This window comes from Prevotella sp. kh1p2 (assembly GCF_900111525.1).
GTDB lineage: Bacteria > Bacteroidota > Bacteroidia > Bacteroidales > Bacteroidaceae > Prevotella.
In genome coordinates this window covers 72,894-98,611 of record NZ_FOHY01000012.1, presented here as the reverse complement: position 1 = coordinate 98,611, position 25,718 = coordinate 72,894, and the positions used below count along the sequence as shown (strand labels likewise).

Sequence of the window (25,718 nt, the reverse complement as noted above, 5' to 3'; positions counted from 1 at the left end):
AACGGAAAGACCTCCTTGCCCGGAATTAAAATGGCAAAGAGGTCTTTATTGTTGATTGAGGTGTACAAACTCTTCAATCGCCTGTACCGATGTGAAATTCTCCATTGCGGTCAATGAACCCTGTTACCCCGTCTTTTATGGCTTCAAAGTACGGGTACTCATCACGAAGGGAGATATCGTCATAAATGAAGTCGGCCACCACTGTGTCATTGCGGTCTGGCAGTATGAGTCCCAGCTTGCCGTTCTTCTCGGCTATGATGGGCATCAAGGTCAAATCGTCTACATATATATAAGGTGTACGGAGAAATTCGTACTCGGGATGAACCAGAATTTCGCCTTTATGGTCCTTAATCCCGAATTTTCCGTTTTCCTCAAAGACTTCGTGATACTGAATATATTTGTCCTGAATACGATGCAGATAATAAACCATCTTGCGCTTGTTGTTGACCAGTTCGAGCAGATAACTGAAGGTATCGGTGTAATTGGCCATTGCTCTTGTGAGCACCAATTTAAAGTCCAGACCGTTCAGAACCTTTCTGTTCAGGTCGATGTAACGGGCTATGGCTTCTTCCTTTTCAGGGACAGAAAGCGTGGACAGCTTCTCCTCGAACTTGAGCATCATGGCCTTGCTGCCCGACATGCCTTTGATGTACCGGTGAATTTGGCGCCCCATCTCGTCACATACAAACTTGTCTATTTGCTGCTCTTCTATTGGGTCTATGTATTCTATATTAAAATTGTCTTGTGTAATCATGGAAACCTCCTATTTTCAGCAAAGGTAAATAATCTCATCGAATTACACAAATTTTCTGATTGATAACTTTCAGGAGTTGCATCATTCAGAAGTAAAACCCTTCGGTAAACCAATTATTTGCACTACCTTTGCAAATAAAACCGACAACAATGGAAATCAAGAAGTCAGAATTCGTACTGTCAGCTCCCACGGTGAGCCAGTGTCCGAAAGATAATAAACCGGAGTTTGCTTTCATCGGAAGGTCGAATGTGGGCAAATCGAGCCTGATTAACATGCTCTGCAATCACAAGGGACTTGCCAAGACGTCATCAACGCCGGGCAAAACGCTGCTTATCAACCATTTCATCATCAACAACGAATGGTATCTGGTCGACCTTCCGGGCTACGGCTATGCACAACGTTCCAAGTCGGTAATGGCAAAGTTGAGGCAGATGATAGACGGGTATATCCTTCAAAGACCCCAACTGGCGAATGTGTTTGTGCTGATTGACATACGGCATGAGCAACTCCAAATAGACCGCGAGTTCGTAGATTGGCTCGGAGAAAGCCAGATTCCGTTCTGTATTGTGTTTACGAAAGCCGACAAACTCACGGCAGGCAGAGCGAAACAGAATGCAGACAAATGGCTGGACAAGCTGAAGGACCGCTGGGAAGAACTGCCCCCATACTTTATTTCGAGTTCAGAGAAGAAGACCGGACGCGACGAAATACTCGATTACATACAGGAAATTTACAACTCAATGAACGAAGAATAGCTTTCGGAAAGCTTGTATCCGGCCTTTTTACAAACATATTTCCGCAGGCGGTACGGGCTTTACCGAACCGCCTATAACCCATCCTAAAACAACAATGGCAGGCATTCCATATCTTGACGTACAAAATCTTACCAAATCATTCGGGGTAGATGTGCTCTTCAGCGACATTTCCTTTTCGATAGCCGAGGGGCAGAAAGTTGGTCTCGTTGCCCAGAACGGCACCGGGAAATCGACGCTTCTCTCCATCCTCTGCGGCATAGAAAGCGCCGACAGCGGCTCCATCGTATATCGCAACGGCATCCGGACAAGTTTCTTGGAGCAGTCTCCGCACTTCAACCCGCAGGAGAGCGTGCTCGACGCATGCTTCAACCACGAGGGAAATCCGGACAAGATTCTGAAGGCAAAGCAAATACTCACGCAGCTGAAAATAGACAATCTGGAACAGCCGACAGGCGAATTGAGCGGCGGACAGCAGAAACGCGTGGCTCTTGCCAACGCTCTGATAACGGAGCCCGACATGCTGATGCTCGACGAGCCTACCAACCATCTGGACCTTGAGATGATAGAATGGCTCGAAGGCTATTTGGCTCACGGCAACAAAACGCTGCTGATGGTTACACACGACCGCTACTTTCTGGACCACGTCTGCAACGTGATTCTTGAGTTGGACAACAAGAGCATCTACACTTACAGGGGCAATTACAGCTATTATCTGGAAAAGCGGCAGGCACGCATAGACAATGCACGGGCCGAGATTGCCCGCGCCAACAACCTGTACCGCACGGAGCTGGAATGGATGAGGCGCATGCCACAGGCACGAGGACACAAGGCCAAATACCGCGAAGACGCCTTCTACGAACTGCAGAGCAAGGCAAAACAGCGCATAGAGGAACGCCTGATGCGCCTGAAAGCAGGCAATGTGTACATCGGTTCCAAGATTTTTGAGTGCCAATATGTATCCAAGCGGTTTGACGATAAAGTCATTTTAAACAATTTCTATTACAACTTTGCCCGCTTTGAGAAGATGGGCATCGTTGGCAACAACGGTACCGGTAAGTCTACCTTCATCAAGATGCTGTTGGGAACGGTGCCTCCCGACAGCGGAAAGTTCGACATCGGCGAAACCGTACGCTTTGGTTATTTCTCGCAGGAAGGGCTCACTTTCAACGAAGAACAGAAAGTGATAGACATCATTACCGACATAGCAGACTACATAGACCTGGGGAGCGGCAAGCACATGAGTGCGACTCAGTTCCTCCAGTACTTCCTTTTCTCGCCCGAGGAGCAGCACAATTACGTCTACAAACTTAGCGGTGGCGAGAAGCGCAAGCTGTACTTATGCACGGTACTGATGCGCAATCCCAACTTTCTGGTTCTCGACGAGCCTACCAACGACCTGGATATCCAAACGTTGCAGGTGCTGGAAGAATACCTGCAGGACTTCCCCGGCTGTGTCATCATCGTGAGCCACGACCGCTACTTCATGGATAAAGTGGTAGACCATTTGCTGGTATTCGAGGGCGAAGGAGTCATCAAAGACTTTCCGGGCAACTATACACAGTATCGTGAATGGTCGGCCTTGAAGAGCAAAGATACCGAGAAGCAGAAAGACAGTGGCAATACGAAAGAGAAACAGGATTACCACCACGATGCCCGCAAGCGTATGAGCTTCAAGGAAAAGATGGAGTTTGAACAGCTGACCAAGGACATTGAGGCTTTGGAAAAGGAACAACGGCAAATAGAGGAAGACTTGTGCAGCGGAAACCTTGCGATAGATGTGCTCACGGAGAAAAGCAAACGACTGCCCAAAATACAGGAGATACTCGAAGAAAAATCGATGAGATGGCTCGAATTGAGCGAACTCAGCTGATTTTTTACAGTCCATTTTCCGGTATGTTTGATTGCCCGTGCGAACTTTCGACAGGTGTCGCACGATTGTGTGACAAGTGTCAAATTCATGTGCGACACTTGTCGAAAGTTCCTGAAGGATATCTCCAACGCCATGAAAAGATACAGATGGAACGCAAAAAGGCGCGCAATCACACAGTGACTACACGCCTTTTGGCTGTTTGATGTTATCCAGTCAAGAAATACGGCTGAGCATCAGGAAATCAGAAAGACAGCTGAAAGCTATTTGCCTTTGATGAGGTCGACTACATCGTCTATTATCTTCCCTACTCCCTTGCCCGTGGTACTGTCTGTATTTGCCGTTACCTGTTCCTTCACCATCTTGCCTACAGAGTTCACTATGTGCTCCTTGACGGCATTGCCCATATCGGCGTCGGCAGTTGTATCTTCCGCCTGCGGGACCGCATCATCAGGGGCAGGCACCACCGTTGTTTGCTCCTGCCGGCTTGTGAAGCCTGCTTTCTGCAAGGCTTTCAGTATGTCGTCATCGTCGGCTGTAAACACCTTGCCAAGTACACCATAAGAAACGGTGCGTGTTTGGCCGCCAAACTCTGCCGTGGTTGTGGAGAACAGCAGATAGTTGTGGTAGGTCAGCAAGTTGTCAAGGGCGCCGCCGATGATGTGCTGCCCCAGCATCTTGTGCACCATACTGAACCCTATGTCGAATATATCATCCTCGGTTCTGTTGTCCTGAACTTTGTCGAGGGCTGCCCAAAGGTTCCTTTTGATGGCGTCCTCGTGTTCTCTCCTGTCGGGACGGGTAAAAGCCAACAGCAGCACTGCAAACAAGAGAAAGAAGCAGAAGGCTGTGGCAATTTTCCTTCCTGTATGGCTCTTCTTTCTTGGTGGCTGATTGACGTTTTCCGGTTGCTGCGGAGTTTGTGGGACGGTTTGAGACACCGCCTGCTCTGGAGGTGGCGGAGGAGTTGTGCCGTCGGATGTTGTGGTGGTACGAGTGCCGTACAGCAAATCTCTCAACTCTTTCACTTCCCACGCCGGAGTCCATTCCTTCATTCCTTCGGCCCAAACCAGCGTGTCGGATGTTATTTGCCTATCCTTCAGTTCGTAGATAGTAAACGGACCTTCCTGCTTGCCATTATTGACGATAAAGTATTTCATTTCTTTCGTATTTTAAGTTATCTTGAAGCTCTGAACGATTCCATGTTGTCGTATCGGCGTACCATCATTCGCGCATAAATGTTGCGAAGCCACAGGCGGTTGGTGGCTATGAACAACAGTCCTACAGCCAACATGATGATATAAGATGTGTTGAGACTTACCACGCTCTGCAGGACTGATACCAATGCCACGGGCACAATAAACGCTACCATCTGTGCAGCTATCTGGAAATAGTTGTTCTCTATGCCGCTCTTACTAATGAATTTGGTGTTAAGAGGGATGGTCTGCTTGTTGTACACAGCCATCTGGAAGAGGACGAAATACTGGAAACCAGCCGTAAACACACCATAGGAAAATACCATCAGAAGACTCCACTTACCCGAGAAAACGACTGGTAACATGAGCATAAAGGGGAAAAGGAGCATGACGCTATAGAAGCTGTACTTGGCATGAAACAGGGAGAGTATGTTCTCCTTGTGCACCATCAGGCCGTCAATATAATTGCCTTCCGTGCTCATGATCTTAATCAGCAGCACGCTGCCAAACACAACATAGTCGTATATACACCAGAAGTTGGTCATGAACTGCCCGTCGTAGACATCGGTAAACACTATCAGGACGCTGAACAGAAGCACTATCATGAATGCAGAAATGAAACTCTTTCGTGGGTTCTTGTTCCGGAGAATAGACTTCATCTCAAGTTTCAGATATTCGCCCTGTATGCCATATTTGTCTAAGAAAGCAAACTTCGAGACGCTCCGCAGTTTGGTGGTTTCAACATGAGCCAGCTCTCTCCAAATGTGTTTGTACTGCAACAGTCTGTTAATGGCTACAACACCTGCCAACAGCAGGAATACGACAAGGAAAGGCAAAGCGCTGCCATGCTCGATGGCTGTACCGATGCCAGACCACAGTTCCATTAATTTCTCGATGCCGGCATGCTGACCCAAGAATATTGGAGTAGCCAGGAGAGCATAGACGGCAATGGGAAGAAGCCACCATAACTGGCTGTCTACTATGAGTGTACGGACAATGGAGTACCACTGGCTGTCTAACATGATGAGCAGCCACCACAGGAGCAAGAACCCCACCGTGCACCAAACGCCATAGCTGAACAAGACAGCCATCAGGCAATAAGGCAGGAACAAGGCAAGCCAAATCAAGTATCCGCTGTTCCAGAGGGATGTGGCAATAAACGTATCGATGCAAGCATAGCGCGATATCGGCAGCAAGACGTAGGGCTTAATCAGCTGGGCGGGGGTCTGTTGCGCCATGAAGCGGACACCAAAATCAATCGGCAGGATGAACGGAGCCAGTCCGAACATCAGCTCCAATGCCGTAACGTCACTGCTGTCATTGGCTATCAGGGCAAACATGATGGCTATAAAAACGAGGTAGACTATCATGAGTGACCCTGCAATATAAACCATCCCTCGGGCAGTTTTGTTCTGCTCAAAGTTGACGGCACGCTTCCCGGCCAGCTTCCGATGCCTGCGCAGTGCGTTGAATAAGGCTAAAGGCTTCATCTTGATTAATGGAGTTGATGGGCGCAGCAGGCAAAGTTACCGTAAGTCTACCACCTCAGCAGAGGGGTAGTCTTTGGAGCGGAACACGAATAAACTGTCCGACTGGTTCTTTGCCTTGAAGTTACTGATGGCAATGGTTGTCCACGTTTTGCCTTGCCGCATCTTGACTTCAGTCGGAACGTAGCTCTTGGCGTTAACCATGATGTACATTTCCTGAACGCTCCTTTTCTGATTCTGGGCTGTCAGGTGCACCTGGTAGCGGGAGCCAAGCGTCTTGACACCCAGGTTGTAACCATTCTTATACATGGTGATAAAGGTGTAGGGGTTCATGCTCATCTTCTGAGCTTCGGACGGAGTAGAGACGTTTACCTCATTGGTATTCTTCATATAAGTCCATTGGGTTTTGCCATTATACCAGACTACAGCCTGCGGCGTGCGTGCATGAAACTTATTGCCCTTTATGTAAATGGTACCGGTAGTATTGCCATATTTGGCACTTGCTATCTTAAAATCGGCACTGGCACCTCCCTGACGGCCAACAACAGATGCGGCTTTATCAAGGACTGCCTTTGCCTGTGTTGCGTTCTGAGCATTGCCACAGAGGGCAAACAGCAGCATGAATGATACTAAAACAATCTTCTTCATAATCCTTTATCCTTCCTTAAATTATCTAATGTTTATCCTTTAACTTCTTAATCGCGCCAATAGTTCATTGAGTGAGTTCTCATCTTGAATAAGCACTTCACGCGGTTTGCTGCCTTGTGCAGAGCCTACAATTCCCGCAGCTTCCAACTGGTCCATCAGTCTGCCGGCTCTGTTGTAGCCTATCGAGAAGCGCCGCTGTACCATACTGGTGGACCCTTGCTGCGATACGACGATGGCATGGGCTGCTTCTTCAAAATACGGATCTATGTTGCTCATGTTGGCACCACCACCTCCATTGCCTCCCTGACCGTCGTCCGACGGTTCGGGTAACTCAACTGGAGCTACCGGGCCGGGTTGACTTTCAATGTAATCTGAAATGGTTTCTATTTCCGGTGTATCGACAAAAGCACACTGTACACGCACAGGCTCGCCGCCGTTCAGGAAGAGCATGTCGCCCCGCCCTATCAGTCGTTCGGCTCCCTTGCGGTCAAGAATGGTTCTGGAGTCAATCTGCGCACCTACGCGGAACGCCATTCGACCCGGAAAGTTGGCCTTTATGGTACCTGTAATGATATTAGTAGTGGGTCGCTGTGTGGCAATCACCATGTGAATACCTACAGCACGGGCCAGCTGGGCGATACGGGCTATTGGAAGTTCAACCTCCTTGCCTGCTGTCATAATCAAGTCGCCGAACTCATCTATGATAACTACGATGTAGGGCATGTATTCATGTCCCTTGGTCAAATCGAGCTTGTGATGAATGAATTTGTCGTTATAATCCTTGATTTTGTTGACTCCCGCCATCTTCAACAGGTCGTAGCGGTGATCCATCAGCTTACAAAGCGAGTTCAAAGTCCGCACCACTTTCTGCACATCTGTTATAATCGGTTCGTCCTCGTTCTCTGGCAGACAGGCCATAAAATGGGGCGCTATCTTATTATAAATGCTGAATTCAACTTTCTTGGGATCTATCAGGACGAACTTCAACTCATTTGGGTGTTTCTTGTACAGCAAAGAAGTGATGATGGCATTCAGGCCAACCGACTTACCCTGACCTGTGGCACCGGCTACCAGCAAGTGAGGTATCTTGGCCAAGTCAACCATATATACCTCGTTGGTAATGGTCTTTCCCAGCGAAATAGGCAAGTCCATTTTCGTTTCCTTGAATTTCTTTGTATTCAAAACGCTCTCCATCGACACGATATTCTTCTTCTTGTTAGGAACCTCGATGCCGATAGTACCCTTGCCGGGAATAGGCGCAATAATTCTGATACCCAGTGCGGAGAGACTCAAGGCGATATCATCTTCCAAGTTCTTAATCTTGGAAATGCGGACACCAGGGCCGGGGGTAATCTCATACAAGGTAATGGTGGGGCCAACGGTGGCCTTTATTTCCTTAATGGTTACTCCGAAATTGCTGAGCACTTCGACAATATGCGCATTGTTGGCCTTTATTTCCTCCATGTCAACTTCTGGCTTACCGTCGTTGTCGTAGGTCTTCAGCAAATCGATGGTCGGGTATTTATATCTTGTAAAAGGCTCTAACGGATTGATTGGAGTCTTTAAAATGTCCTCCGCGTTGAGTGTCTTCCCATACGCTTCTTCTTCATTGGAAGCCACTTGCACGGAAGTTAGCTTACCGTCGGAGTTGGTTTCCGCCTTGTCTTCCCGGGCCGCTGGAGTTATGGAAAGGCCAATAGGTTCATGCGAAGACTTAGCAGGAGCTGGTTCTGGCGTTAGGTCTACGACCGTGGAAGCAATGCTTTCGCTCTCTGACTCCGATGCCTCAGGCTTCTCTTCGGCCAGCTCTGTTTCAGCATTATCAGCTGGGTCGTCAGAAGAACTGTCCTTGTCGGGGCCGGTTGTCACCGAAATCTTTATCTTTGAAGATATGTATCCGATGGGGTTCAAAGCCTTGCGTATGACGGTAATAGTCTCTGCACTCAAATAAGTAAGGAATGCTATGGCCACCATAAGCAGAATGGCAGTAAGTCCCGGAGGACCCACCAGGTTCTCCAAATGCTGAACACAGAACACACCATGATTTCCACCAGGATTATAGACTTGGTCACCCATGATAGGAGCAAGGAACTTCGCGAAGGTTATCGAACTCCACACCATGACCAATGCCATGCCGAAAAACCACTTCCAGAGGTTCAGCTTGGTATAGGCCTGCATCAATTTAAGGCTTACAAGGATGATGAAAGCCGGTATAAGGAACGATGGCAGACCGAAAGTTGTATAGAGGAAGAAATACGAAAGAATGGCTCCGAACGAACCGCAGTAGTTTGTAAAAACCTGATGCGTATTCATCCATTCTCCGGGTCGCAGACTTTCAAGAAGACTCTGGTCTGCCTGGCCTGTTGTAAGAAACGACACCATCGCGATAATGATGTAGATTGCAACAAGCATGAGAACAAGACCAAGGATAAAATCCGTCTTCTCGTTCGTTTTAAAATTATATGATTTAAAACCGACCGCTTCACCTACATTCTTTGGTTTACGTTCAGATTTCTTTCTTGCCATTTGTCTTTACTATCAATTTTAAATGCAAAAATAGTGTAAAAAAGTCATATCCAGCCATATTTTCGCAACTTTTTCCTAATTTTGCAAATTGTAACAATAACGGGAAATGAAGAAAGTCATATACAACATTTTCGACAAGCATGCCATAAACGAATTACCTACGGTACTTTTCCCCGGAAAAATCATCGTCGTCATTAATCCACGAGAAGCAGAGAAAGCGGTTGATTACCTGCTTACAAGCGATATTTTAGGCATTGACACGGAGACCCGTCCGGCCTTTAAGAAGGGGCAAAACTACAAGGTATCCCTACTCCAGGTGTCCAATCGTGAGAATTGTTTCCTGTTCCGTCTGAACCATACGGGCATGACGCCGGCCATCATCAGGCTGCTGGAAAACAAGCAGGTGCCTATGGTTGGACTCTCTTTACATGACGACTTGCTATCACTCCACCGCAGAGCGGCATTTACTCCGGGCAAGTTCGTTGACCTTCAGGACATGGTTGGGGCCATCGGAATACAAGATTTGTCCTTACAGAAGCTCTACGCCAACCTCTTCCATCAGAAAATCAGTAAGCGCCAGCGCCTGACGAACTGGGATGCGGACATACTGACCGACAAGCAGAAGGCCTATGCAGCAACCGATGCCTGGACATGTATCAACCTATATGAGGAAATAATGAGGCTGAAGAACACCGGGGAATATGAGCTGCGCATGAGGCAAGAGCCACAGAAACTTCAAGAAGCCGAGTTGTGCAAACTGTAAAAATCTGTCAGATTTAAATCATTGAAACCATCTATACGCCACATGTATAAGCAGGTATATCTTAAAAAAGGAAAAGAAGAAAGTCTCAAACGCTTTCATCCGTGGATTTTCTCCGGCGCCATCCACCACATGGACGACGGCATTGAAGAGGGAGAAGTGGTACGAGTTATTACTGCCGGCGGTGACTTCATTGCCGTGGGTCATTATCAGATAGGTTCTATTGCTGTCAGAGTTCTGTCGTTTACCGATGTACCGATAGACGATAACTTCTGGAATGCACGCATACGCTCGGCGCTGAACGTGCGCATGGCAATTGCAGGAATAGCCTGCAATCCTGACAATGACACTTACCGACTGGTTCACGGCGAGGGCGATAACCTGCCGGGACTTGTCATCGACTGCTACGGAAAAACAGCCGTCATGCAGGCCCACAGCGTCGGTATGCACATGAGCCGGATGGAGATATGCAACGCTCTGGTTTCTGTAATGGATGGCAAAATTGACAATGTTTATTACAAGAGTGAGACTACCCTACCCTTCAAAGCCGACTTAGGACAGGAGAACGGATTTATCTACGGCCACACAGACAATAATATTGCGACGGAAAACGGGCTCCGTTTCCGCATCGATTGGCTGAAAGGACAGAAGACCGGCTTCTTTGTGGACCAACGAGAAAACAGGTCGCTGCTCGAAGCCTACGCCAAAGGTCGCTCCGTTCTCAACATGTTCTGCTATACCGGTGGCTTCTCCGTCTATGCCATGCGCGGTGGTGCCAAGCTCGTACATTCCGTTGACAGCAGTGCCAAAGCAATTGAACTGACAAACAGCAACGTCAGCATGAACTTCCCGAACGACAGCAGGCATGCAGCTTTTTGCGAGGACGCATTTAAATATCTCGATGAAAACGACGATAAATACGATTTGATGGTGCTTGATCCGCCGGCCTTCGCCAAGCATCGCGGCGCCCTGCACAATGCCCTCAAAGGATACACCCGGCTGAATGTAAAAGGTCTGCAGCGCATCAAGCACGGCGGAATTCTGTTCACTTTCAGCTGCTCTCAAGTTGTTACCAAGGAGCAATTCCGCAATGCGGTGTTCACTGCAGCAGCTCAGGCGCAGCGTAAAGTCCGCATTCTGCACCAGCTACACCAGCCTGCCGACCATCCCATTAACATTTATCACCCCGAAGGCGAATATCTGAAGGGCCTCGTACTCTATGTTGAATAAGACCGTATCTGATTTTATAACCCGGCATGAGTTAATGGATGGCAAGGGAAAATACCTCGTCGCCCTGTCCGGCGGAGCCGACAGTGTCGCATTGCTGCGTGTCCTTCTGCAGCTGGGCTATCAGATAGAGGCGGTTCACTGCAACTTTAACTTGCGCGGACAAGAGTCTGCCAGAGATGAGACATTTTGCAGGCAACTCTGCAACCGGCACCAAGTAAGCCTGCACATCGCTCACTTCGATACCCGTACTTACGCCAATCTTCATCATGTAAGCATAGAGATGGCCGCCCGCGAACTGCGTTACACGTATTTCGAACAGCTGCGCAACGACCTCGGGTTTGATGGTATCTGCGTAGCCCACCACCAGGACGACAGCTTGGAAACCATCCTTCTGAACCTGCTCAGGGGAACTGGCATACACGGACTCACCGGCATTGCGCCTAAGAACGGGTACATATTACGGCCGCTCTTATGTGTAAACCATTCGGCAATAATCAGTTATTTGGATAACATTCAACAAGATTATGTTACCGACAGCAGCAATCTGACAGACGATGTGCAGCGCAACAAAATACGTCTGAACGTCGTACCGCAACTGCTGCAAATTACTCCGGCAGCCATTGACAATATCCTGAAAGCAGCTGAACACCTGTCGGAAGCTGAAAAGATAATAACCGACAGCCTGGAAAAAGACATCAAGCGCCACGTTGTCTATTACCTGCAAGCCGATAACCGAGCCGACAGCCTCTCGGTTAGCATTGCCGACATCCGGAAATTCGCATCCCCCGAGTATTACGTCTGGTATTTGCTGAAAGACTTCCACTTCCCCGCCCCTGTCTCGCAGCAGATAGCCGAGAACCTTGATGCACCTTCAGGAACCATTTACAGCTCGAGTTCACACGAGGCACTGATAGACCGTGGCCAGCTGATAGTGGAACCCATAACGCCTCTATACCCTGAACTGACGATACCAGAGACTGGATGCTACCGGTTCAACGATGAGATTAAATTCAACGTTCGTATCGATGAAATCGGCAAAAATTATCAATTATCCAGGCGACCGGACGAAATTCATCTGGATGCCGACAAGGTTGAGTTCCCGCTTCACATCAGGTACGCCAAGGAGGGCGACCGTTTTGTACCCTACGGAATGACGGGAAGCAAGCTGGTAAGCGATTTTATGACCGACTTAAAGATGAATGTAATCGAGAAGCGTCACCAGCTTGTCCTCACCGATGCTGCTGACAAAATAGTTTGGATAGTTACCCGCAGGGCAAGTAATGAAGTAAGCATTCGAGAAACAACTAAGAAAGTGCTGGTTATTAATATCTTATGAAAGGTATTCCTGGACATGTTTGTCCCTGCTCCAGGTAATTGTCAGGAGCCACAACGTTTCCGAATTGCACTTTACTGGCAAAGCAATGCCTGCGACATATCATTCTATCCGGCTTGTTTGAAATGATGTCCGGCACCTGTATATTGCTGTTCTGAACCCTCTGCACTTATCGAACAACCGTTTTACCACTATCTGGTAAAGCCTTTACCACTATCTGGTAAAGCCTCTACATGTATCTGGTAAAGCCTCTACATGTATCTGGTAATGCCTCTACATGTATCTGGTAAAGGCTCTACATGTATCTGGTAATCACTTTACCAACTACCTGGTAAAGTCTTTACCACTATCTGGTAATTGGTTTACCACTACCAGGAAGGACTTGAAACTCTACTTCGTTTCGGTATTGTTGGCATGGAGGGCAAACCAAAAGAGAGCCGTTTCCCATTGCGGGGCGGCTCTCTTCTGCTTCCTATATGCGGGTGATACTAATCTAAGGCATCACATTCGTCAGTCCACATTCTGCTTACAGCGTCGCTCGGCATGCGCCAATCGCCGCGTGGCGAGAGTGTCACGTTGCCCACTTTGGGGCCATCGGGCAGGCAGCTGCGCTTGAACTGCTGACTGAAGAAGCGGCGTACAAAGGTCTTGAGCCAATGCTTGATGGTGGCATCGTCGTATTTAACGTTATTTTGACGGAATGCTGACTGGGCAAGCATGAATATCTTGTGCGGACGGAAACCATAGCGCAAGAAATAGTAGAGGAAGAAGTCGTGCAGCTCGTAAGGGCCTACGAGGTCTTCCGTTTTTTGCTGAATTTGCCCGTTTTCATCGGCCGGCGTCAACTCGGGGCTGATGGGCGTGTCTACAATATCAAGCAAAATGTCCGACGCCGTGCGGCCGTCAGCCTGTGCAATTTCGTTTTGCAGCTGCTTGGCCGCATAGCGCACCAGATAGCGGATGAGGGTTTTGGGAATGCCGCTGTTCACGGCGTACATGCTCATGTGGTCGCCATTGTAGGTGCACCACCCTAAAGCAAGCTCGCTCAAGTCGCCCGTACCTATCACCAAACCGCCCATCTGATTGCTCAGGTCCATCAAAATCTGAGTGCGTTCGCGCGCCTGGCTATTCTCATAAGTTACATCCTTTAGGCTTGCATCATGGCCTATGTCTTCAAAATGCTGGGTAACACTCTTGGCGATATTGATTTCGCGCATCGTGATGCCTAATGTCTGCATGAGGCTTACGGCATTTTCGTAAGTCCTGTCGGTCGTTCCAAAGCCGGGCATGGTGACGCCGACAATGCCTTTTCGGTCTAATTTCAGCTTGTCGAAGGCCCTGATACACACCAGCAGAGCGAGCGTAGAGTCCAGTCCGCCACTGATACCTATAATCACCCTGCTGCTGTTGATGTGGGCCAGACGCTTGGCCAAGCCCATTGCCTGAATGTTGAATATTTCCTCGCAGTCGGCACTCATGTCCGTAGATTGCGGCACAAAGGGATGCGGATTTACCGCACGTTCGAGCACGAAATCCGCTGTCGGGGCAACAGCCTGCTGGCACTTGATGATGTGGATGTTTTCGTTCCTCATCCTTCTCTGTGCATTGACAAAGGTTGTGTTGTTGCGCCGGTCGTTGCGCAGGCGTTCCACATCTATCTGCACTGCCGTGAGTTGCGGCTCCAGACAGAAACGCTCGGCCTCTCCCAACAAAATCCCATTCTCATATATCATGGCATTGCCGCCATAGACAACATCCTGCGTGCTCTCTCCAAAGCCGCTGCCGGCATAGATGTAGCCCGATATCGTGCGGGCACTCTGCTGGGCCAGCAGCGTTTGCAGATACTTGTGCTTGCCAATGAGCTCGTTGCTTGCGCTAAGATTGAAGATAAGGTCGGCTCCGGCCAGTGCCAAATGGTTGCTCGGAGGAGTCGGTGCCCACACGTCTTCGCATATTTCAACGCCGAAAGTAACGCCCTGGCTCGTCCTGAAAAGCTGCGGCTCGGGCGTGATGAGGGCGGTACTGCCGCAATATCTTATTTCGGTGGGGCGCAAATCCTGCGACGACGCGAACCATCGTTTCTCGTAAAACTCATTGTAATTGGGCAGATATTCCTTGGGAACAATGCCCAGAATCTGGCCTTTCTGAATGACAACCGCACAGTTGAGCAGCAAATCGCCAACTGCTATTGGCACGCCGACTATCGACACTACGTCCAGATGGCGTGTGTAATCAAGCAGCATCATGACTGCCGTCTCCGAAGCATCGAGCAAGAGGTTTTGCCGGAACAAATCCTGACAGCTGTAACCCGTAATTGAAAGCTCGGGAAAAACCACAATCTCAACGGCTTGTTTTTCGGCCTGAGACACGAGCAACTCTATTTGCTCCAAATTGTATTTGCAGTCAGCTACCTTAACACTCGGCACTGCTGCAGCCACTTTAATAAATCCGTAATTCATGACAAGTAGGTTTAAGTACATTGATTGAAGCAAGCTATCTGACGGTAACCTGCGTGGCACCATAGCCATACTCCTGGAAGCTGGCATCCTGGTACTGGTATTTCTTGTAACGGTAATTAAGCTCGTTGACGATGGCATGGCGCAACACTCCTTCTCCCTTGCCGTGTATAAAGACTATCTTCTGGCCTTTCTTGTTCTTATACGCGGCAAGCGTATCGCGGAAAACCTTGAGCTGATAGTTGAGGATGTCGATGTGCGACATGCCACTCGTAGTGTCCAATAACGCGTCTATATGCAGGTCTACCACAACAATATCCTCATCTCCTTTCCTTTTGACGAGCCAAGGGGTGCCTTTCTGCTTGCCATCATCGTAGCGGCTGACATATCCGGATTGGCTCCCGGCATCGTCGCTCTCGGCAGGCTTGGATTCGGCCGGCTTCTTGTACAACTCTGCCTTCAGCTTGTTTGCATCTATAACCAGTGGACGTGCGGGCACGTCTTTCTCTATAACGGTAAACAGCAAGGCAGGAGTTCCGAAGAAATCCGTAGGCTGGAACGTGTGCAATTTGTAGAATTTCACGCCGTCGATACGAAACTCTACGCTCACAGGCGGCTTCTGGATAAAAGCCTTGTCCTTCTTGTAAGCCAACAGATGGACTGCAATGTGTCTGATGTCGTTGAGATCCTCGTGTCCTATTTCTTCGACAAAGAGCTTTGTGTTAGGCTCAATCTCTCCACGGGAACGAAGCGACCAGCTCGCACCTTCGGCCGACAGATAGGTGTAATCCAGATAGTAATTACAGTCGTTTACCAAATAACACTCAAAGCGCGTATTGGTAGGGGTCTTTTCATCCACAGGTACAAAGGCCAGATAGCAGTTCAGCAGGTTACCGCCTTGCCGTTCTTCAACCGGGGCCCGGAATGAAATTTCTCTGTCGGCAGGCTCTGCATCAACAGCAGTATCTACCGCCTCGTCATAGCCATCGGACATCATGGCCTTGATGCTCTTGCCATCTCTTGCGAGCGGAGAAGTTTCCTTTTGAGCTGTACCTGTTTTGGAAGCTACGATGTTGGCTGTGTTATATTCGTTAGAATCTCCCACTACCACCACATCGTTGACGGGTGTTGGTATCTGGAAACCATCCTTATCCTCTACCAGTACAATGTTTTTTCCCTGAAAGCCGGCAACAACACCGCCGCCGGTTTCGCTTAGAAATCTTACCTTATCTCCTATTTTCATCTTTCGTTTTTCGTTATGTATGTTTTCTGCTGTCCTGTTTGTTCGTTCCGTTTGTGTCAGGGTATCAGCAAACTGCTGTCACCATAGCTCAAGAAACGGAAATCATGAGCCAGAGCATAGTCATATATCTTACGCCAGTCTCCATTCACAAAGGCGCTGACAAGCAGCAAGAGCGTACTTTGAGGTTGGTGGAAATTGGTAATCAACATGTTGACTATCTTGTACACATAGCCTGGAGCGATAATTATCTGCGTACTGGAATGTAAGGCTTCGAGTTCATTACGCGTCAGCCAATCCAGTATATTACTGATTGCAGTATGTGGAGTAACTGCGCTGCCACCAACTATGGCCAACCCAGCTCCGTCATGCTGCAACTCATAAGGCTCCCATTGGTTGATGTGCAGGTCTTCTTCGGATGCCTGAGGATTGATTTGCAACTTCACCCCCATGTAATAGAGACTCTCGAGTGTGCGTACGCTGGTTGTTCCCACGGCAATGGCATGACAGTCGTGAGCGAGCAGTTTCTCGAACGTATGCCGATGAACGACAATATACTCCGAGTGCATCTCATGCCCGGCTATCTCTTCACTCTTTACAGGTTTAAAGGTTCCGGCGCCTACATGCAGGGTTAACTCATCGCGTTCGATACCGTGTGCATCAATATTTTTGAGTACAGAGTCGGTGAAATGCAGCCCGGCGGTTGGGGCAGCAACAGATCCTTTAATCTTGCTATACACCGTTTGGTAGGTTGTTTTGTCGCTCTCCTGAGTTTGCCTGTTCAAATATGGGGGTATGGGGAGCTCGCCCACAGCATCCAGTATCTCTGCAAAGCTGACGGAAGGGTTGTTCCAATCGAAGTCGACCCAATAATTGGTGCCGGTAGATACATGTACGCTTCGCGAATGATTGAGTGTGGCTCGAAGATGGAAACGGTTCCCCTTTATCTCGAATTCACGCACGAGCGAGCCTTCTTTCCATTTCTTTAAATTGCCAATCATGCACAGCCACGAACAGTGACCTGCGGTTTGGAACATCAGTTCGTAGTCTACGGGGTTGGCCGGCTCCATGAGGAATATTTCTATTAACGCCCCGGTTTCTTTGCGAAAATGTATACGAGCCTGAATGACCTTGGTATTGTTAAATACCATCAACGCATGCCGAGGAAGGTAATTGGGAAGGTTGTAGAACACATCCTCGCTGACAACGCCATGTCTGTACAGCAGGAGTTTGCTGTGATCGCGCTCGGAAATCGGGAATTTTGCGATACGCTCATCGGGCAATGGATAACTGTAATCGCTGATTTTAATATATTTTGTTTCCACTGGTTATATGTATATAATGCTACCTATTATGGAAAAAACCATAATAAAGGCAAAAGTACAAACCACAACATCTATATCTACCAGGCTATAACCTGTAGAGGTATATTGTGACGAAATATAATTGATTTTAGGACTTACCTTATAATATAGCTTTCGATATATATAATAAACTCCACAAGCAACTGCACTGCCCCATGCAAGACCTACAATGATATCGCCCGGATAGTGCAGCCCCATGTACATGCGGGTCCAACAGCTAATTACAGACCACGTTATCATGCAAGCAGCAAAAATCCTGTTACGGACCAATAAGCAGAAAAACAATGCTATTGACATTGTGTTGGCGGCATGTGCAGAGAAGAAACCGTAATCTGTACCACGGGTGTTATTGACAATATCTATCGTATATTTGATAATGGGGTCATTGCTCGGCCTCCACCGTCCTACAAGAGGTTTTACGATGCCGTCGGCCATAAGGTCGGCTAAAATGACACACGTCACAGCTCCACCAATAGCAAAGGCTATCTGCAACATTGTTTCGTTATTCTTTACTATCAGATAGAACAAAGCTGCGTACAGTGGAATCCAGGTGTATCCAGAAGTCAGAATTTGGGCAAGACTATCTACAAAGAGAGAGTCACTCCCGTTGAAAACTTCCAATACAGTCCTGTCTATACTGTCTAATGTGGTCCAGTTCATCTGATTTTTACAGCTTTAATTGTTTGCAGGATGTTGTCAAATGTCTTCTATCTGATTGTTCAGAAGCCATCCTTCACGTCCGTCATCCAAACGGATGCCTCTCCATTGCTTCATGCTTCTGTCGGTCACGTTGACGCGAGTGCCTTCATGCAACACAAAGTCATCACTTCCATTCATGTCGGGTGTCTTCTTTACATTGACAGAAGGGGCTATCACTATGGCTCCATTTCTGTTTTCGAGTGTTGATTTCTGCTGATAGGCAAAGAGATTGCTGCCTGCAAACAACAAAAGAAATAATAAAGCGCCAAAGAAACCAACTTTACGAAGGGCAAGCTGGGTGGCGAAAAGATAGACGAGCATCAGGATTAGAGCTAAAGCAATAGAAACTATAGCAACTGCAGCCCAACAGTCTACGCTTGTGTAATTTACCAAAGCCCTGTACCATGTAACAAAAAACATCTCGCTTTCAGGGGTTATTTTGTCAATGGTTTTGCTGCGCGCAAACTCCAGATTGAACCTAATATCCTCGTCGCCCGGCGATAGCAAATGAGCACGCTCATAAGCCAGTACAGCCTGCGTGATATTGTCGCTTCGGAAGTAAGCATTACCCAAATTATAATAAAGGTCGGCGCTCACGCCTTTTTTCAGCAATTCCTGATAATCTTTGATAGCTTGCTGATAGTTGCCTTTCTTGTATTCCAAGTCAGCATCTCTTTTCGTTATAGCCGAACTGGGCAAAGAGAGGAACAACAAAAACAGCAAAAGGACGCCCGTAGCATGATGGCTTGCCGTTCGTTTTCCATTCTTTATGACGTTTTCTATCTCTTCTATTGCTGTCATTGCACTTTCAAAAGTCTTACTCATATTACCCGAAGGATCGCCAGGCGCATAGCGTTCGTATTCACACTCATCCAACGCACCGAGAAACTTCGTGATAGTTTGTTCATCAACAGCATGCTGGTGCAGATTTTCTGCAATATTCTCACGTGACAATTGCTCGACAGGCATGTTCAGTTTATCGCTGACATATCCCCACAAAGCTCTCATCACTTCGTCGTAAAATTCATTTTGCTTGTTTGCAAACATTAATCGGCTGGCGGTTTTCAATCGCTTTGTGGCAATCCTATTAGCCTTTTTGCCACGCATCTTCACAATATCAGCATTGTCGATGGCTCGTTGGCGGAAAATAACAAGTAATGTAATAAATGCTGCCAAGAGCACAAACAAAACAATCCAGTAGACAGTGCTGCCATAAAAGAATTCGTTAATGGCATGCAGTTCTGTTTTGCCTTCCTTAATGGCATGTATATCCTTGTTGCTGTTATCAGCATAATCGGATACAGCTTCACTCGTTCCGTCACCTTTAGCTACATTTACAGTAAATGAATTTGTTTGAATCGTCTTGTAGGCATTGGACCCTATATCGTAGTAAGTGAGCTTCACGGCCGGTATGGTAAAAGTGCCCTGATTACGAGGGACAGCCAGGAAATCATATACCATATTACCTTCTATACCATTAGCAGTCAACTTTGTCTTGTCTGTTACCTTGGCATCATACTTATCAAAGTCCTTGGGGAACTCAATTACCGGTTGTTTGATAAGTTTCAAATTACCAGTTCCACCGATAACAACCCTCAGAGTAATGGGGTCGCCAGCCTTTACCGAGGTCTTGTTGAGTTGAGCTGAAATATTAAATCTGCCTACTCCACCCGAGAAATCTGCCGGCCGATTGGGAAGAGGATCTACCTGGATATCCAACCCCGGCGCAACAATGTTGCGATGAACCTCCACGTATCCGGAACCTCCATTAAAGAATGCTTCAAACGGATCTACAGAGCGGTTTTGCTGGACGACAATTCCTTTAAATGTGATACTTGGAATGGTCAATCTGCCCGTCATTTGCGGATACATTACGTACTGACTCCATGTTACACACTTATACGCTCTGCCGTTCACCTGTTCAATATGGAAGCTCTTTTGCTGAGGCAGTTTCACCTCTTGCGTGTGAAATCCTGTCAGATCAGGCATCTTGCCTTCAAGTTGAGTCAAGTCAACCGTGGTGTACACTTTGTAAGTCAACAACACAGGTTCTTGCTCATGCACTCTCTTCTTGTTAGCACTTACCTTAATAAAAAGATCATTACCGGAAATACGACTGCCTTCGCTGCGTATGCCAGACTCGTCGTAGTCATTGTGCATTTTAGGCGTAACATTGTTTGCGTTGCGGGCGGAACCAGACACAGTAATCCTGATTGCTTGCGAAGATACATGCTTTCCGGCAATACGGGCATGAGCTGCCGGAATGGTATATGTTCCGTTTTTACCTGCATAGAGTGTATAGGTGTAGGTTATAGAAGATGAAGAGCTCGTGTGTCCATTAATCATCTGGTAACTCGATTGCCTTGACTCATAGGGGCCTGCTATGACCTCAATGGCCGACGGTATGTTGCCAGCTCGGAAATCTTCTACATCCTGAGTATTTATGGTATAGGAGAGGCGAAAGTTCTCTCCTAAAGCTACATGGTCAGGTGCTTGCACAGATATACTCTGTGCAACTGCCATCGTTGCTAATAAAACCAGAACGCTGAAAAGTATATATCGTTTCATATAGTCTCTTTCTAATTCTCCTTTGTTTTGGGAAATACTTCACTCATAAAGGCAGTTCTTTACCAATTCTTCAGCAGGCTTCGCTTTCGGGGCTGTTGCATGTTCTTCTTCAATCGTTGCTGAGTTGCTTTTTCTGCTTGCACTGCAGCATTGAGGAGTTGTTCGGCATTTTCCTTGCTCATCTGCTCCTTTGGTTGCTGTTCCTGATTTTGCTTCTGATCTTGGTTTTGCTTGTTCTTTTCCTTATCCTTGTCTTTGTTATCTTGCTTCTTCTTGTTCTTGTTTTGCTTGTCATTCTTCTGCTGGCGCTTACAAAGAGCCAGATTGTATCGGGTCTCATTGTCATTGGGATTGTTGCGCAGGCTCTCCTGGTAGGCTTGTATCGCTTGGGCATACATTTGGTGCGCTTGGAAAATTGTCCCTAAGTTGTGATAAACCATTGCTTTACGCCCTTTCCCAATTTCCAACTTACCAGCATTGTTATATTGAATAACTGCCGCCGAATCTTTTTGTTGCATCATTAAAGCACATCCCAAGTTGTACATGGCTTGAGAATTCTGCGGATTTGCCGTTAAGGCTTTCCTGTATTGAACTTCTGCTTTGGCATAATTTTGCATCCGATACAGTTTGTTTCCATTTCGTATGTACTGGCGGTCGCGCTGCGCGTATGACTGATAGCAGAAAGCGCATAGCAATATTACTAATATATATCTTATTTCTTTGTACATTTCGTTAATTTCTTACTTTTCTCTTATTGAAGAATTTGACATTTTTCAAAAGAGGATTCTTAGATTCCAAAACGCAAACCTCAATGATGAGCATGAGTAGAACCAATATACCCACAGCTTGGAACTGTTCATCGTAAGCGCTGTAAATAACACTTTGCGACTCGCCTGTCTGGAGTTTAGTCAATTCATCATTCAACTTCTCTTGTGCATCGCTTGTATTATCAACGTGTATATATTTCCCACTTCCAGCCTTAGCCACCTCTTTGCACATTTGTTCGTTGAGAGTTGTCATTACCGTCTGGCCGGAATTATCTTTCATATAGCCACCTTCAGCATCCGGTATAGGAGAACCTTTAGGGTCACCAACACCCAGAATGTAAACATTGATACCACGCTTTTTAGCTTCTTGTGCCGCTTGAATAGCTCCGCCCTCATGGTCTTCGCCATCAGTTATGACAATGATAGCTTTACCTATCTTGTCTTCTTGCGTGAAGCTCTTCATTGACAGATTAATTGCCTTGGCAATATCTGTACCCTGAGTTTCTATCAAAGATGGTTCTATGTTTTGCAAAAACATCTTGGCTGAAACATAATCGCTGGTTATCGGTAACTGAACAAAAGCATCGCCTGCAAAAACAACAAGACCTATTTTGTCATTAGTAAAGTGATCTACCAGATTCTCAACAAGCAGTTTACTTTTGTCAAGGCGGGAAGGAGTTACATCTTCTGCTTTCATTGAATTGGATATATCAAGAGCAATGATGGTTTCTATGCCATTCCGTTTCTCGTGACTGATTGTAGTGCCCATCTGCGGACGAGCCAACATTATGATAAGCAACGCCAAAGCTGACAGCATAAACCAGAACTTAACTGTTGGCCGATATTTGGAAACATCAGGCATCAGTTGTTTCAAAAGCTCGATATTTCCGAGCTTTTTCAGTCTGTTCTTTCTTGTTCTCCAGCTTGCCAGTCTTACCAATGCTAAAATTGGAATTATCAGCAAAAGCCAAAGATATATGGGGTCTTCAAATCTAAACATTGCATCAGTGGATTATGGAATTCTCCTTAAAACAGTATTTCTGAGAAGTATTTCTAACAGCAAACAAAAGATGGCGGCAAGTGCAAAAGGTTGATATGCCTCATATCGTTTGGAGAAAGTCTTCACATCCATCTTTGTCTTTTCCAGCGTGTCTATATCTTTATAAATCTGTTTCAGCTCGGCATTGTTGGTAGCTCTGTAAAAATTGCCTTGCGTGGTAGCTGCAATATCGCTCAAAGTCTTCGTATCGATTTCTACCGGGATATTAACATATTGTACACCTCCGGCAACGGGCATAGGATAACGAGCAACTTTGTTTGTACCTACTCCAATGGTATAAACTCTGATACCGAGGCTTTTCGCAATCTGAGCCGCAGTCATTGGCGAGAGATCACCCATATTGTTACTTCCGTCGGTTAAAAGAATTACGACCTTACTTTTGGCTTTACTGCCTTTTAACCTGCTAACAGCATTTGCCAATCCCATTCCAACAGCAGTACCGTCTTGAATGAGTCCTCGGGCAGCAATATCAGTGCGCACATTCTGGAGCAGGCTTATCAAACTGGCATGGTCGGTTGTCATCGGACATTGCGTGAAAGCCTCTCCTGCAAAGATGGTAAGGCCAATATTATCGTTCGGCCTACCCGATATAAATTCAGTTGCAACATCTTTGGCGGCCTCCATTCTGTTTGGCTTCAAATCCTCGGCAAGCATGGAAGTGGAAACATCCATTGCCAACATGATATCTATACCCTCTACCGTCTTCTTGTCCCAAGCATTATGGGTTTGTGGCCGAGCAAGGATGATTACAACAAGAATATAAGTTAAGCATCTCAACAACATCGGCAAATTGCTGATACGCATTCGCCAACTCTTAGGCGCATCGCGAAAAGCGTAAGTGTCGCTCATCCTGATGGTCGGCTCACTTCTCTTTCTGTATAGAAAATACCATAACACATAAGGTATTATCAATAGAAGTAGGAGAAAATATTCTTTATTTGCAAATTCCACTGTATCTCTATATTTAATATTCTTTTTCCGATGGCTACATAAGTTCTGCAGCGGTCGAATTGCTATAGGGTAAGCTCATACACATGATAAACGATGTAAGCAAGCAATGCCACAATAACGCTTCCCAATATGTAAATTGCAGCTTTTAAGGTTGTCCGTTCTTTCTTGGAACGTTTATCCTCCTCACTCAACTTCGGTACTACCTTTTCTTCGGTAGGTTCTCCTTCAAGTTTTGTCTCATCTATGAAGTTTATAGCGTTAACCAGGTTGAGGTCATTTTCGTTGATGAGAGTCGAGTATTTGGCAAACTTAACTAGATCCGCAGTTTGGAACAAACTCTTCAGTTCATCAATCATCTTCTGGTCACCCGTTTCCTTCAACCGGTCTATGATTTCAGCAGAGGTCATTTCCATTGCCTTGAACCCGAACCGTTCGTCAATGTATTGACGTAACGTATCTGTAAGCTTGGTGTAATAGGTTTTCTGGTCCTCTGATATCTGCAACTGCTCCGATTTTATTTTTTCAATGGAAGAGAGCGCTTTCTGATGCGGCAGAACCTTCTTGACAATCCGAATACGCGTGATGACCGGTTTGTTCTCACGCAGGCGAACATACAGATAGTAGCACACCAGACAAAGTAAAAGCAGCAACATGCTGAGCCAGAACAAGGGACTCCACTCGCTCCACTTGAAAGGGTTATCCTGTACATCCTTGGGAGGAAAGAATTGGTTCGGATGGAGCGTGTCTACATCTACCGTAACCACTTTCAGGGCCAGGGGATTGCCGACTACTGTCTTTCCGTTAACCTTGACCTTCATGCCGGGAATCGGATACAGATGCTCGTCAAAGCTGGTTAGGGTAAATGTCTTGCTTACTTTCTCTTGATTATTATCCATGGGCGTGGTGACAGGATCTGTGGATTCAAGAACCTCTACGCCTTGAGTGATATATTGCGACGGTTTAAACTGCGGGAATACAACTTGAGCTCCTTTACCGGCAATTACATCTATCGTAAGATGAGCCTGCTGCCCTATCATAATAGCAATAGAATCTATCCTCGCTTCTACCCGTGGTTGAGCGGAAGAAGTAAGTATTGTCACCCATAGAAGCAGAAACGGATATATATATTTCAACTTGTCGTTTGTCATTTTAGCATTCCTCTTTACAAATTTCAGGCTCGTTGCTTGAACAGCAGAAGCAAAGATTTGGCATAATCTTCGTTAGTGGCTACCGAAACCCAGTCAACATTACTCTTAGTAAAGGTTCTTGTGAGAGTTTCCTGGCGCTGCATCCAGTAACGGGTGTGAGCTTTACGCAGCTTGCTGCTTGAAGTGTCGATAAACGTTTCGTGACCTGTTTCCGCATCTCGTACCTTCATCAGTCCGATATTCGGTAAACTCTTGGCCAGAGGGTCGTACACCTGTATGGCAACCACATCGTGTTTGCGGTTGGCAATCTCGAAAGTATGATCGAAAGTTGGCTCAAGGTTCTTATTATCGTAGAAATCGCTCAATACAAAAGCTGTACACCGACGTTTCATAACACTGGTCAGATATTCCATCGCCATACCGATATCGGTCTTGTAACTTTCTGGATGGAAATCGAGCATTTCTCTGATGATATACAAGATATGTTTTCGACCTTTCTTTGGCGGTATATACTTTTCAATGCGGTCTGAAAAGAATATGACACCAATCTTGTCATTATTCTGTATTGCGCTGAAAGCGAGCGTTGCAGCTATTTCAGTTGTCAATTCACGCTTCATCTGGCGCGTCGTTCCGAAATCAAGAGACCCCGACACATCTATCAGCAACATCACCGTGAGTTCGCGTTCCTCCTCAAAAACTTTGATGTATGGACGATGGAAACGGGCTGTTACATTCCAGTCTATATCCCTCACATCATCACCAAACTGATACTCACGCACTTCAGAGAAGGCCATACCACGTCCCTTGAATGCCGAATGGTATTCACCTGCAAAGATATTCTGACTCAAACCGCGGGTTTTAATCTCTATCTTACGAACCTTCTTTAAAATATCAATTGTTTCCAATCTT

General features: G+C 46.8%; 20 protein-coding genes. 5 read left to right on the top strand and 15 right to left on the bottom strand.

Annotation, left to right across the window (positions count from 1 at the left end; translation table 11 throughout):
* Nucleotides 1–73: 73 nt before the first annotated feature.
* The gene (locus BMW31_RS08570) at nucleotides 74–754 is read right to left on the bottom strand and encodes a hypothetical protein (protein ID WP_091824114.1); all 681 of its coding nucleotides are present in this window, start codon (nucleotides 752–754) and stop codon (nucleotides 74–76) included.
* A 149-nt stretch (nucleotides 755–903) separates the two neighbouring features.
* Here BMW31_RS08570 and yihA point away from each other — a divergent pair, with 149 nt between their 5' ends.
* Complete coding sequence (yihA, locus tag BMW31_RS08565) at nucleotides 904–1,509, top strand: ribosome biogenesis GTP-binding protein YihA/YsxC (protein ID WP_091824111.1); 606 nt, start codon at nucleotides 904–906, stop codon at nucleotides 1,507–1,509.
* A gap of 94 nt (nucleotides 1,510–1,603) precedes the next feature.
* The gene (gene abc-f, locus BMW31_RS08560; protein ID WP_091824108.1) at nucleotides 1,604–3,379 is read left to right on the top strand and encodes a ribosomal protection-like ABC-F family protein; all 1,776 of its coding nucleotides are present in this window, start codon (nucleotides 1,604–1,606) and stop codon (nucleotides 3,377–3,379) included.
* 260 nt (nucleotides 3,380–3,639) lie between these two features.
* Here the strand turns inward: abc-f and BMW31_RS08555 are convergent, their stop codons facing one another.
* Genes BMW31_RS08555 through BMW31_RS08540 form a run of 4 tightly spaced genes read right to left on the bottom strand, consistent with a single transcriptional unit; the run spans nucleotide 3,640 to nucleotide 9,233 of the window.
* Nucleotides 3,640–4,536: a GYF domain-containing protein gene (locus BMW31_RS08555; protein WP_091824105.1), complete on the bottom strand. Its 897-nt coding sequence runs from the start codon at nucleotides 4,534–4,536 to the stop codon at nucleotides 3,640–3,642.
* A 17-nt stretch (nucleotides 4,537–4,553) separates the two neighbouring features.
* Nucleotides 4,554–6,062, bottom strand: a complete 1,509-nt coding sequence (locus tag BMW31_RS08550; protein ID WP_091824102.1) for a DUF5687 family protein — start codon at nucleotides 6,060–6,062, stop codon at nucleotides 4,554–4,556.
* Between the two features lie 36 nt (nucleotides 6,063–6,098).
* Entirely contained in the window at nucleotides 6,099–6,710 is a 612-nt protein-coding gene (locus tag BMW31_RS08545; protein ID WP_091824099.1) for an outer membrane lipoprotein periplasmic chaperone LolA1, read from the bottom strand.
* A gap of 36 nt (nucleotides 6,711–6,746) precedes the next feature.
* Nucleotides 6,747–9,233 carry an FtsK/SpoIIIE family DNA translocase gene (locus BMW31_RS08540; protein WP_091824096.1) on the bottom strand — a complete coding sequence of 829 codons (2,487 nt, stop codon included), beginning with the start codon at nucleotides 9,231–9,233 and terminating at the stop codon, nucleotides 6,747–6,749.
* A gap of 106 nt (nucleotides 9,234–9,339) precedes the next feature.
* Between BMW31_RS08540 and BMW31_RS08535 the strand changes: the two genes are divergently transcribed.
* Genes BMW31_RS08535 through tilS form a run of 3 tightly spaced genes read left to right on the top strand, consistent with a single transcriptional unit; the run spans nucleotide 9,340 to nucleotide 12,559 of the window.
* Complete coding sequence (locus tag BMW31_RS08535) at nucleotides 9,340–9,996, top strand: 3'-5' exonuclease (protein ID WP_091824093.1); 657 nt, start codon at nucleotides 9,340–9,342, stop codon at nucleotides 9,994–9,996.
* Between the two features lie 42 nt (nucleotides 9,997–10,038).
* On the top strand, nucleotides 10,039–11,223 hold the full coding sequence (locus BMW31_RS08530; protein WP_091824090.1) for a class I SAM-dependent rRNA methyltransferase: 1,185 nt from the start codon (nucleotides 10,039–10,041) through the stop codon (nucleotides 11,221–11,223).
* 34 nt (nucleotides 11,224–11,257) lie between these two features.
* Nucleotides 11,258–12,559 carry a tRNA lysidine(34) synthetase TilS gene (gene tilS / locus BMW31_RS08525; protein ID WP_255404916.1) on the top strand — a complete coding sequence of 434 codons (1,302 nt, stop codon included), beginning with the start codon at nucleotides 11,258–11,260 and terminating at the stop codon, nucleotides 12,557–12,559.
* Between the two features lie 485 nt (nucleotides 12,560–13,044).
* Here tilS and BMW31_RS08520 read toward each other — a convergent pair whose 3' ends face one another.
* The 10 genes from BMW31_RS08520 to BMW31_RS08475 form a co-directional block, all read right to left on the bottom strand.
* Nucleotides 13,045–15,015 carry an NAD(+) synthase gene (locus tag BMW31_RS08520; protein WP_091824083.1) on the bottom strand — a complete coding sequence of 657 codons (1,971 nt, stop codon included), beginning with the start codon at nucleotides 15,013–15,015 and terminating at the stop codon, nucleotides 13,045–13,047.
* 34 nt (nucleotides 15,016–15,049) lie between these two features.
* A complete protein-coding gene (locus BMW31_RS08515) occupies nucleotides 15,050–16,255 on the bottom strand; it encodes a DUF2027 domain-containing protein (RefSeq protein ID WP_091824078.1) in 1,206 nt (401 codons plus the stop codon).
* Nucleotides 16,256–16,311: 56 nt separating this feature from the next.
* On the bottom strand, nucleotides 16,312–17,577 hold the full coding sequence (locus BMW31_RS08510) for an S-adenosylmethionine:tRNA ribosyltransferase-isomerase (RefSeq protein WP_091824075.1): 1,266 nt from the start codon (nucleotides 17,575–17,577) through the stop codon (nucleotides 16,312–16,314).
* 3 nt (nucleotides 17,578–17,580) lie between these two features.
* Entirely contained in the window at nucleotides 17,581–18,276 is a 696-nt protein-coding gene (locus BMW31_RS08505) for a phosphatase PAP2 family protein (RefSeq protein ID WP_091824071.1), read from the bottom strand.
* A 36-nt stretch (nucleotides 18,277–18,312) separates the two neighbouring features.
* Nucleotides 18,313–20,883, bottom strand: a complete 2,571-nt coding sequence (locus tag BMW31_RS08500; protein WP_091824067.1) for a BatD family protein — start codon at nucleotides 20,881–20,883, stop codon at nucleotides 18,313–18,315.
* Nucleotides 20,884–20,942: 59 nt separating this feature from the next.
* Nucleotides 20,943–21,611, bottom strand: coding sequence for a tetratricopeptide repeat protein (locus tag BMW31_RS08495; RefSeq protein WP_091824064.1), 669 nt, complete (start codon nucleotides 21,609–21,611; stop codon nucleotides 20,943–20,945).
* A 4-nt stretch (nucleotides 21,612–21,615) separates the two neighbouring features.
* The gene (locus tag BMW31_RS08490; protein ID WP_091824060.1) at nucleotides 21,616–22,650 is read right to left on the bottom strand and encodes a VWA domain-containing protein; all 1,035 of its coding nucleotides are present in this window, start codon (nucleotides 22,648–22,650) and stop codon (nucleotides 21,616–21,618) included.
* 12 nt (nucleotides 22,651–22,662) lie between these two features.
* Nucleotides 22,663–23,661, bottom strand: a complete 999-nt coding sequence (locus BMW31_RS08485; RefSeq protein ID WP_091824057.1) for a vWA domain-containing protein — start codon at nucleotides 23,659–23,661, stop codon at nucleotides 22,663–22,665.
* A 62-nt stretch (nucleotides 23,662–23,723) separates the two neighbouring features.
* Nucleotides 23,724–24,809: a BatD family protein gene (locus BMW31_RS08480; RefSeq protein WP_177166294.1), complete on the bottom strand. Its 1,086-nt coding sequence runs from the start codon at nucleotides 24,807–24,809 to the stop codon at nucleotides 23,724–23,726.
* Between the two features lie 23 nt (nucleotides 24,810–24,832).
* The gene (locus BMW31_RS08475) at nucleotides 24,833–25,714 is read right to left on the bottom strand and encodes a DUF58 domain-containing protein (RefSeq protein ID WP_091824054.1); all 882 of its coding nucleotides are present in this window, start codon (nucleotides 25,712–25,714) and stop codon (nucleotides 24,833–24,835) included.
* Nucleotides 25,715–25,718: the final 4 nt, after the last annotated feature.

Excerpts from the sequence above, each read along its gene's own strand:
- BMW31_RS08570 (WP_091824114.1), bottom strand. The coding sequence starts at position 754 with ATGATTACACAAGACAATTTTAATATAGAATACATAGACCCAATAGAA.
- yihA (WP_091824111.1), top strand. The coding sequence starts at position 904 with ATGGAAATCAAGAAGTCAGAATTCGTACTGTCAGCTCCCACGGTGAGC.
- abc-f (WP_091824108.1), top strand. The coding sequence starts at position 1,604 with ATGGCAGGCATTCCATATCTTGACGTACAAAATCTTACCAAATCATTC.
- BMW31_RS08555 (WP_091824105.1), bottom strand. The coding sequence starts at position 4,536 with ATGAAATACTTTATCGTCAATAATGGCAAGCAGGAAGGTCCGTTTACT.
- BMW31_RS08550 (WP_091824102.1), bottom strand. The coding sequence starts at position 6,062 with ATGAAGCCTTTAGCCTTATTCAACGCACTGCGCAGGCATCGGAAGCTG.
- BMW31_RS08540 (WP_091824096.1), bottom strand. The coding sequence starts at position 9,233 with ATGGCAAGAAAGAAATCTGAACGTAAACCAAAGAATGTAGGTGAAGCG.
- BMW31_RS08535 (WP_091824093.1), top strand. The coding sequence starts at position 9,340 with ATGAAGAAAGTCATATACAACATTTTCGACAAGCATGCCATAAACGAA.
- BMW31_RS08530 (WP_091824090.1), top strand. The coding sequence starts at position 10,039 with ATGTATAAGCAGGTATATCTTAAAAAAGGAAAAGAAGAAAGTCTCAAA.
- tilS (WP_255404916.1), top strand. The coding sequence starts at position 11,258 with ATGGATGGCAAGGGAAAATACCTCGTCGCCCTGTCCGGCGGAGCCGAC.
- BMW31_RS08520 (WP_091824083.1), bottom strand. The coding sequence starts at position 15,015 with ATGAATTACGGATTTATTAAAGTGGCTGCAGCAGTGCCGAGTGTTAAG.
- BMW31_RS08515 (WP_091824078.1), bottom strand. The coding sequence starts at position 16,255 with ATGAAAATAGGAGATAAGGTAAGATTTCTAAGCGAAACCGGCGGCGGT.
- BMW31_RS08505 (WP_091824071.1), bottom strand. The coding sequence starts at position 18,276 with ATGAACTGGACCACATTAGACAGTATAGACAGGACTGTATTGGAAGTT.
- BMW31_RS08500 (WP_091824067.1), bottom strand. The coding sequence starts at position 20,883 with ATGAAACGATATATACTTTTCAGCGTTCTGGTTTTATTAGCAACGATG.
- BMW31_RS08495 (WP_091824064.1), bottom strand. The coding sequence starts at position 21,611 with ATGTACAAAGAAATAAGATATATATTAGTAATATTGCTATGCGCTTTC.
- BMW31_RS08490 (WP_091824060.1), bottom strand. The coding sequence starts at position 22,650 with ATGTTTAGATTTGAAGACCCCATATATCTTTGGCTTTTGCTGATAATT.
- BMW31_RS08480 (WP_177166294.1), bottom strand. The coding sequence starts at position 24,809 with ATGACAAACGACAAGTTGAAATATATATATCCGTTTCTGCTTCTATGG.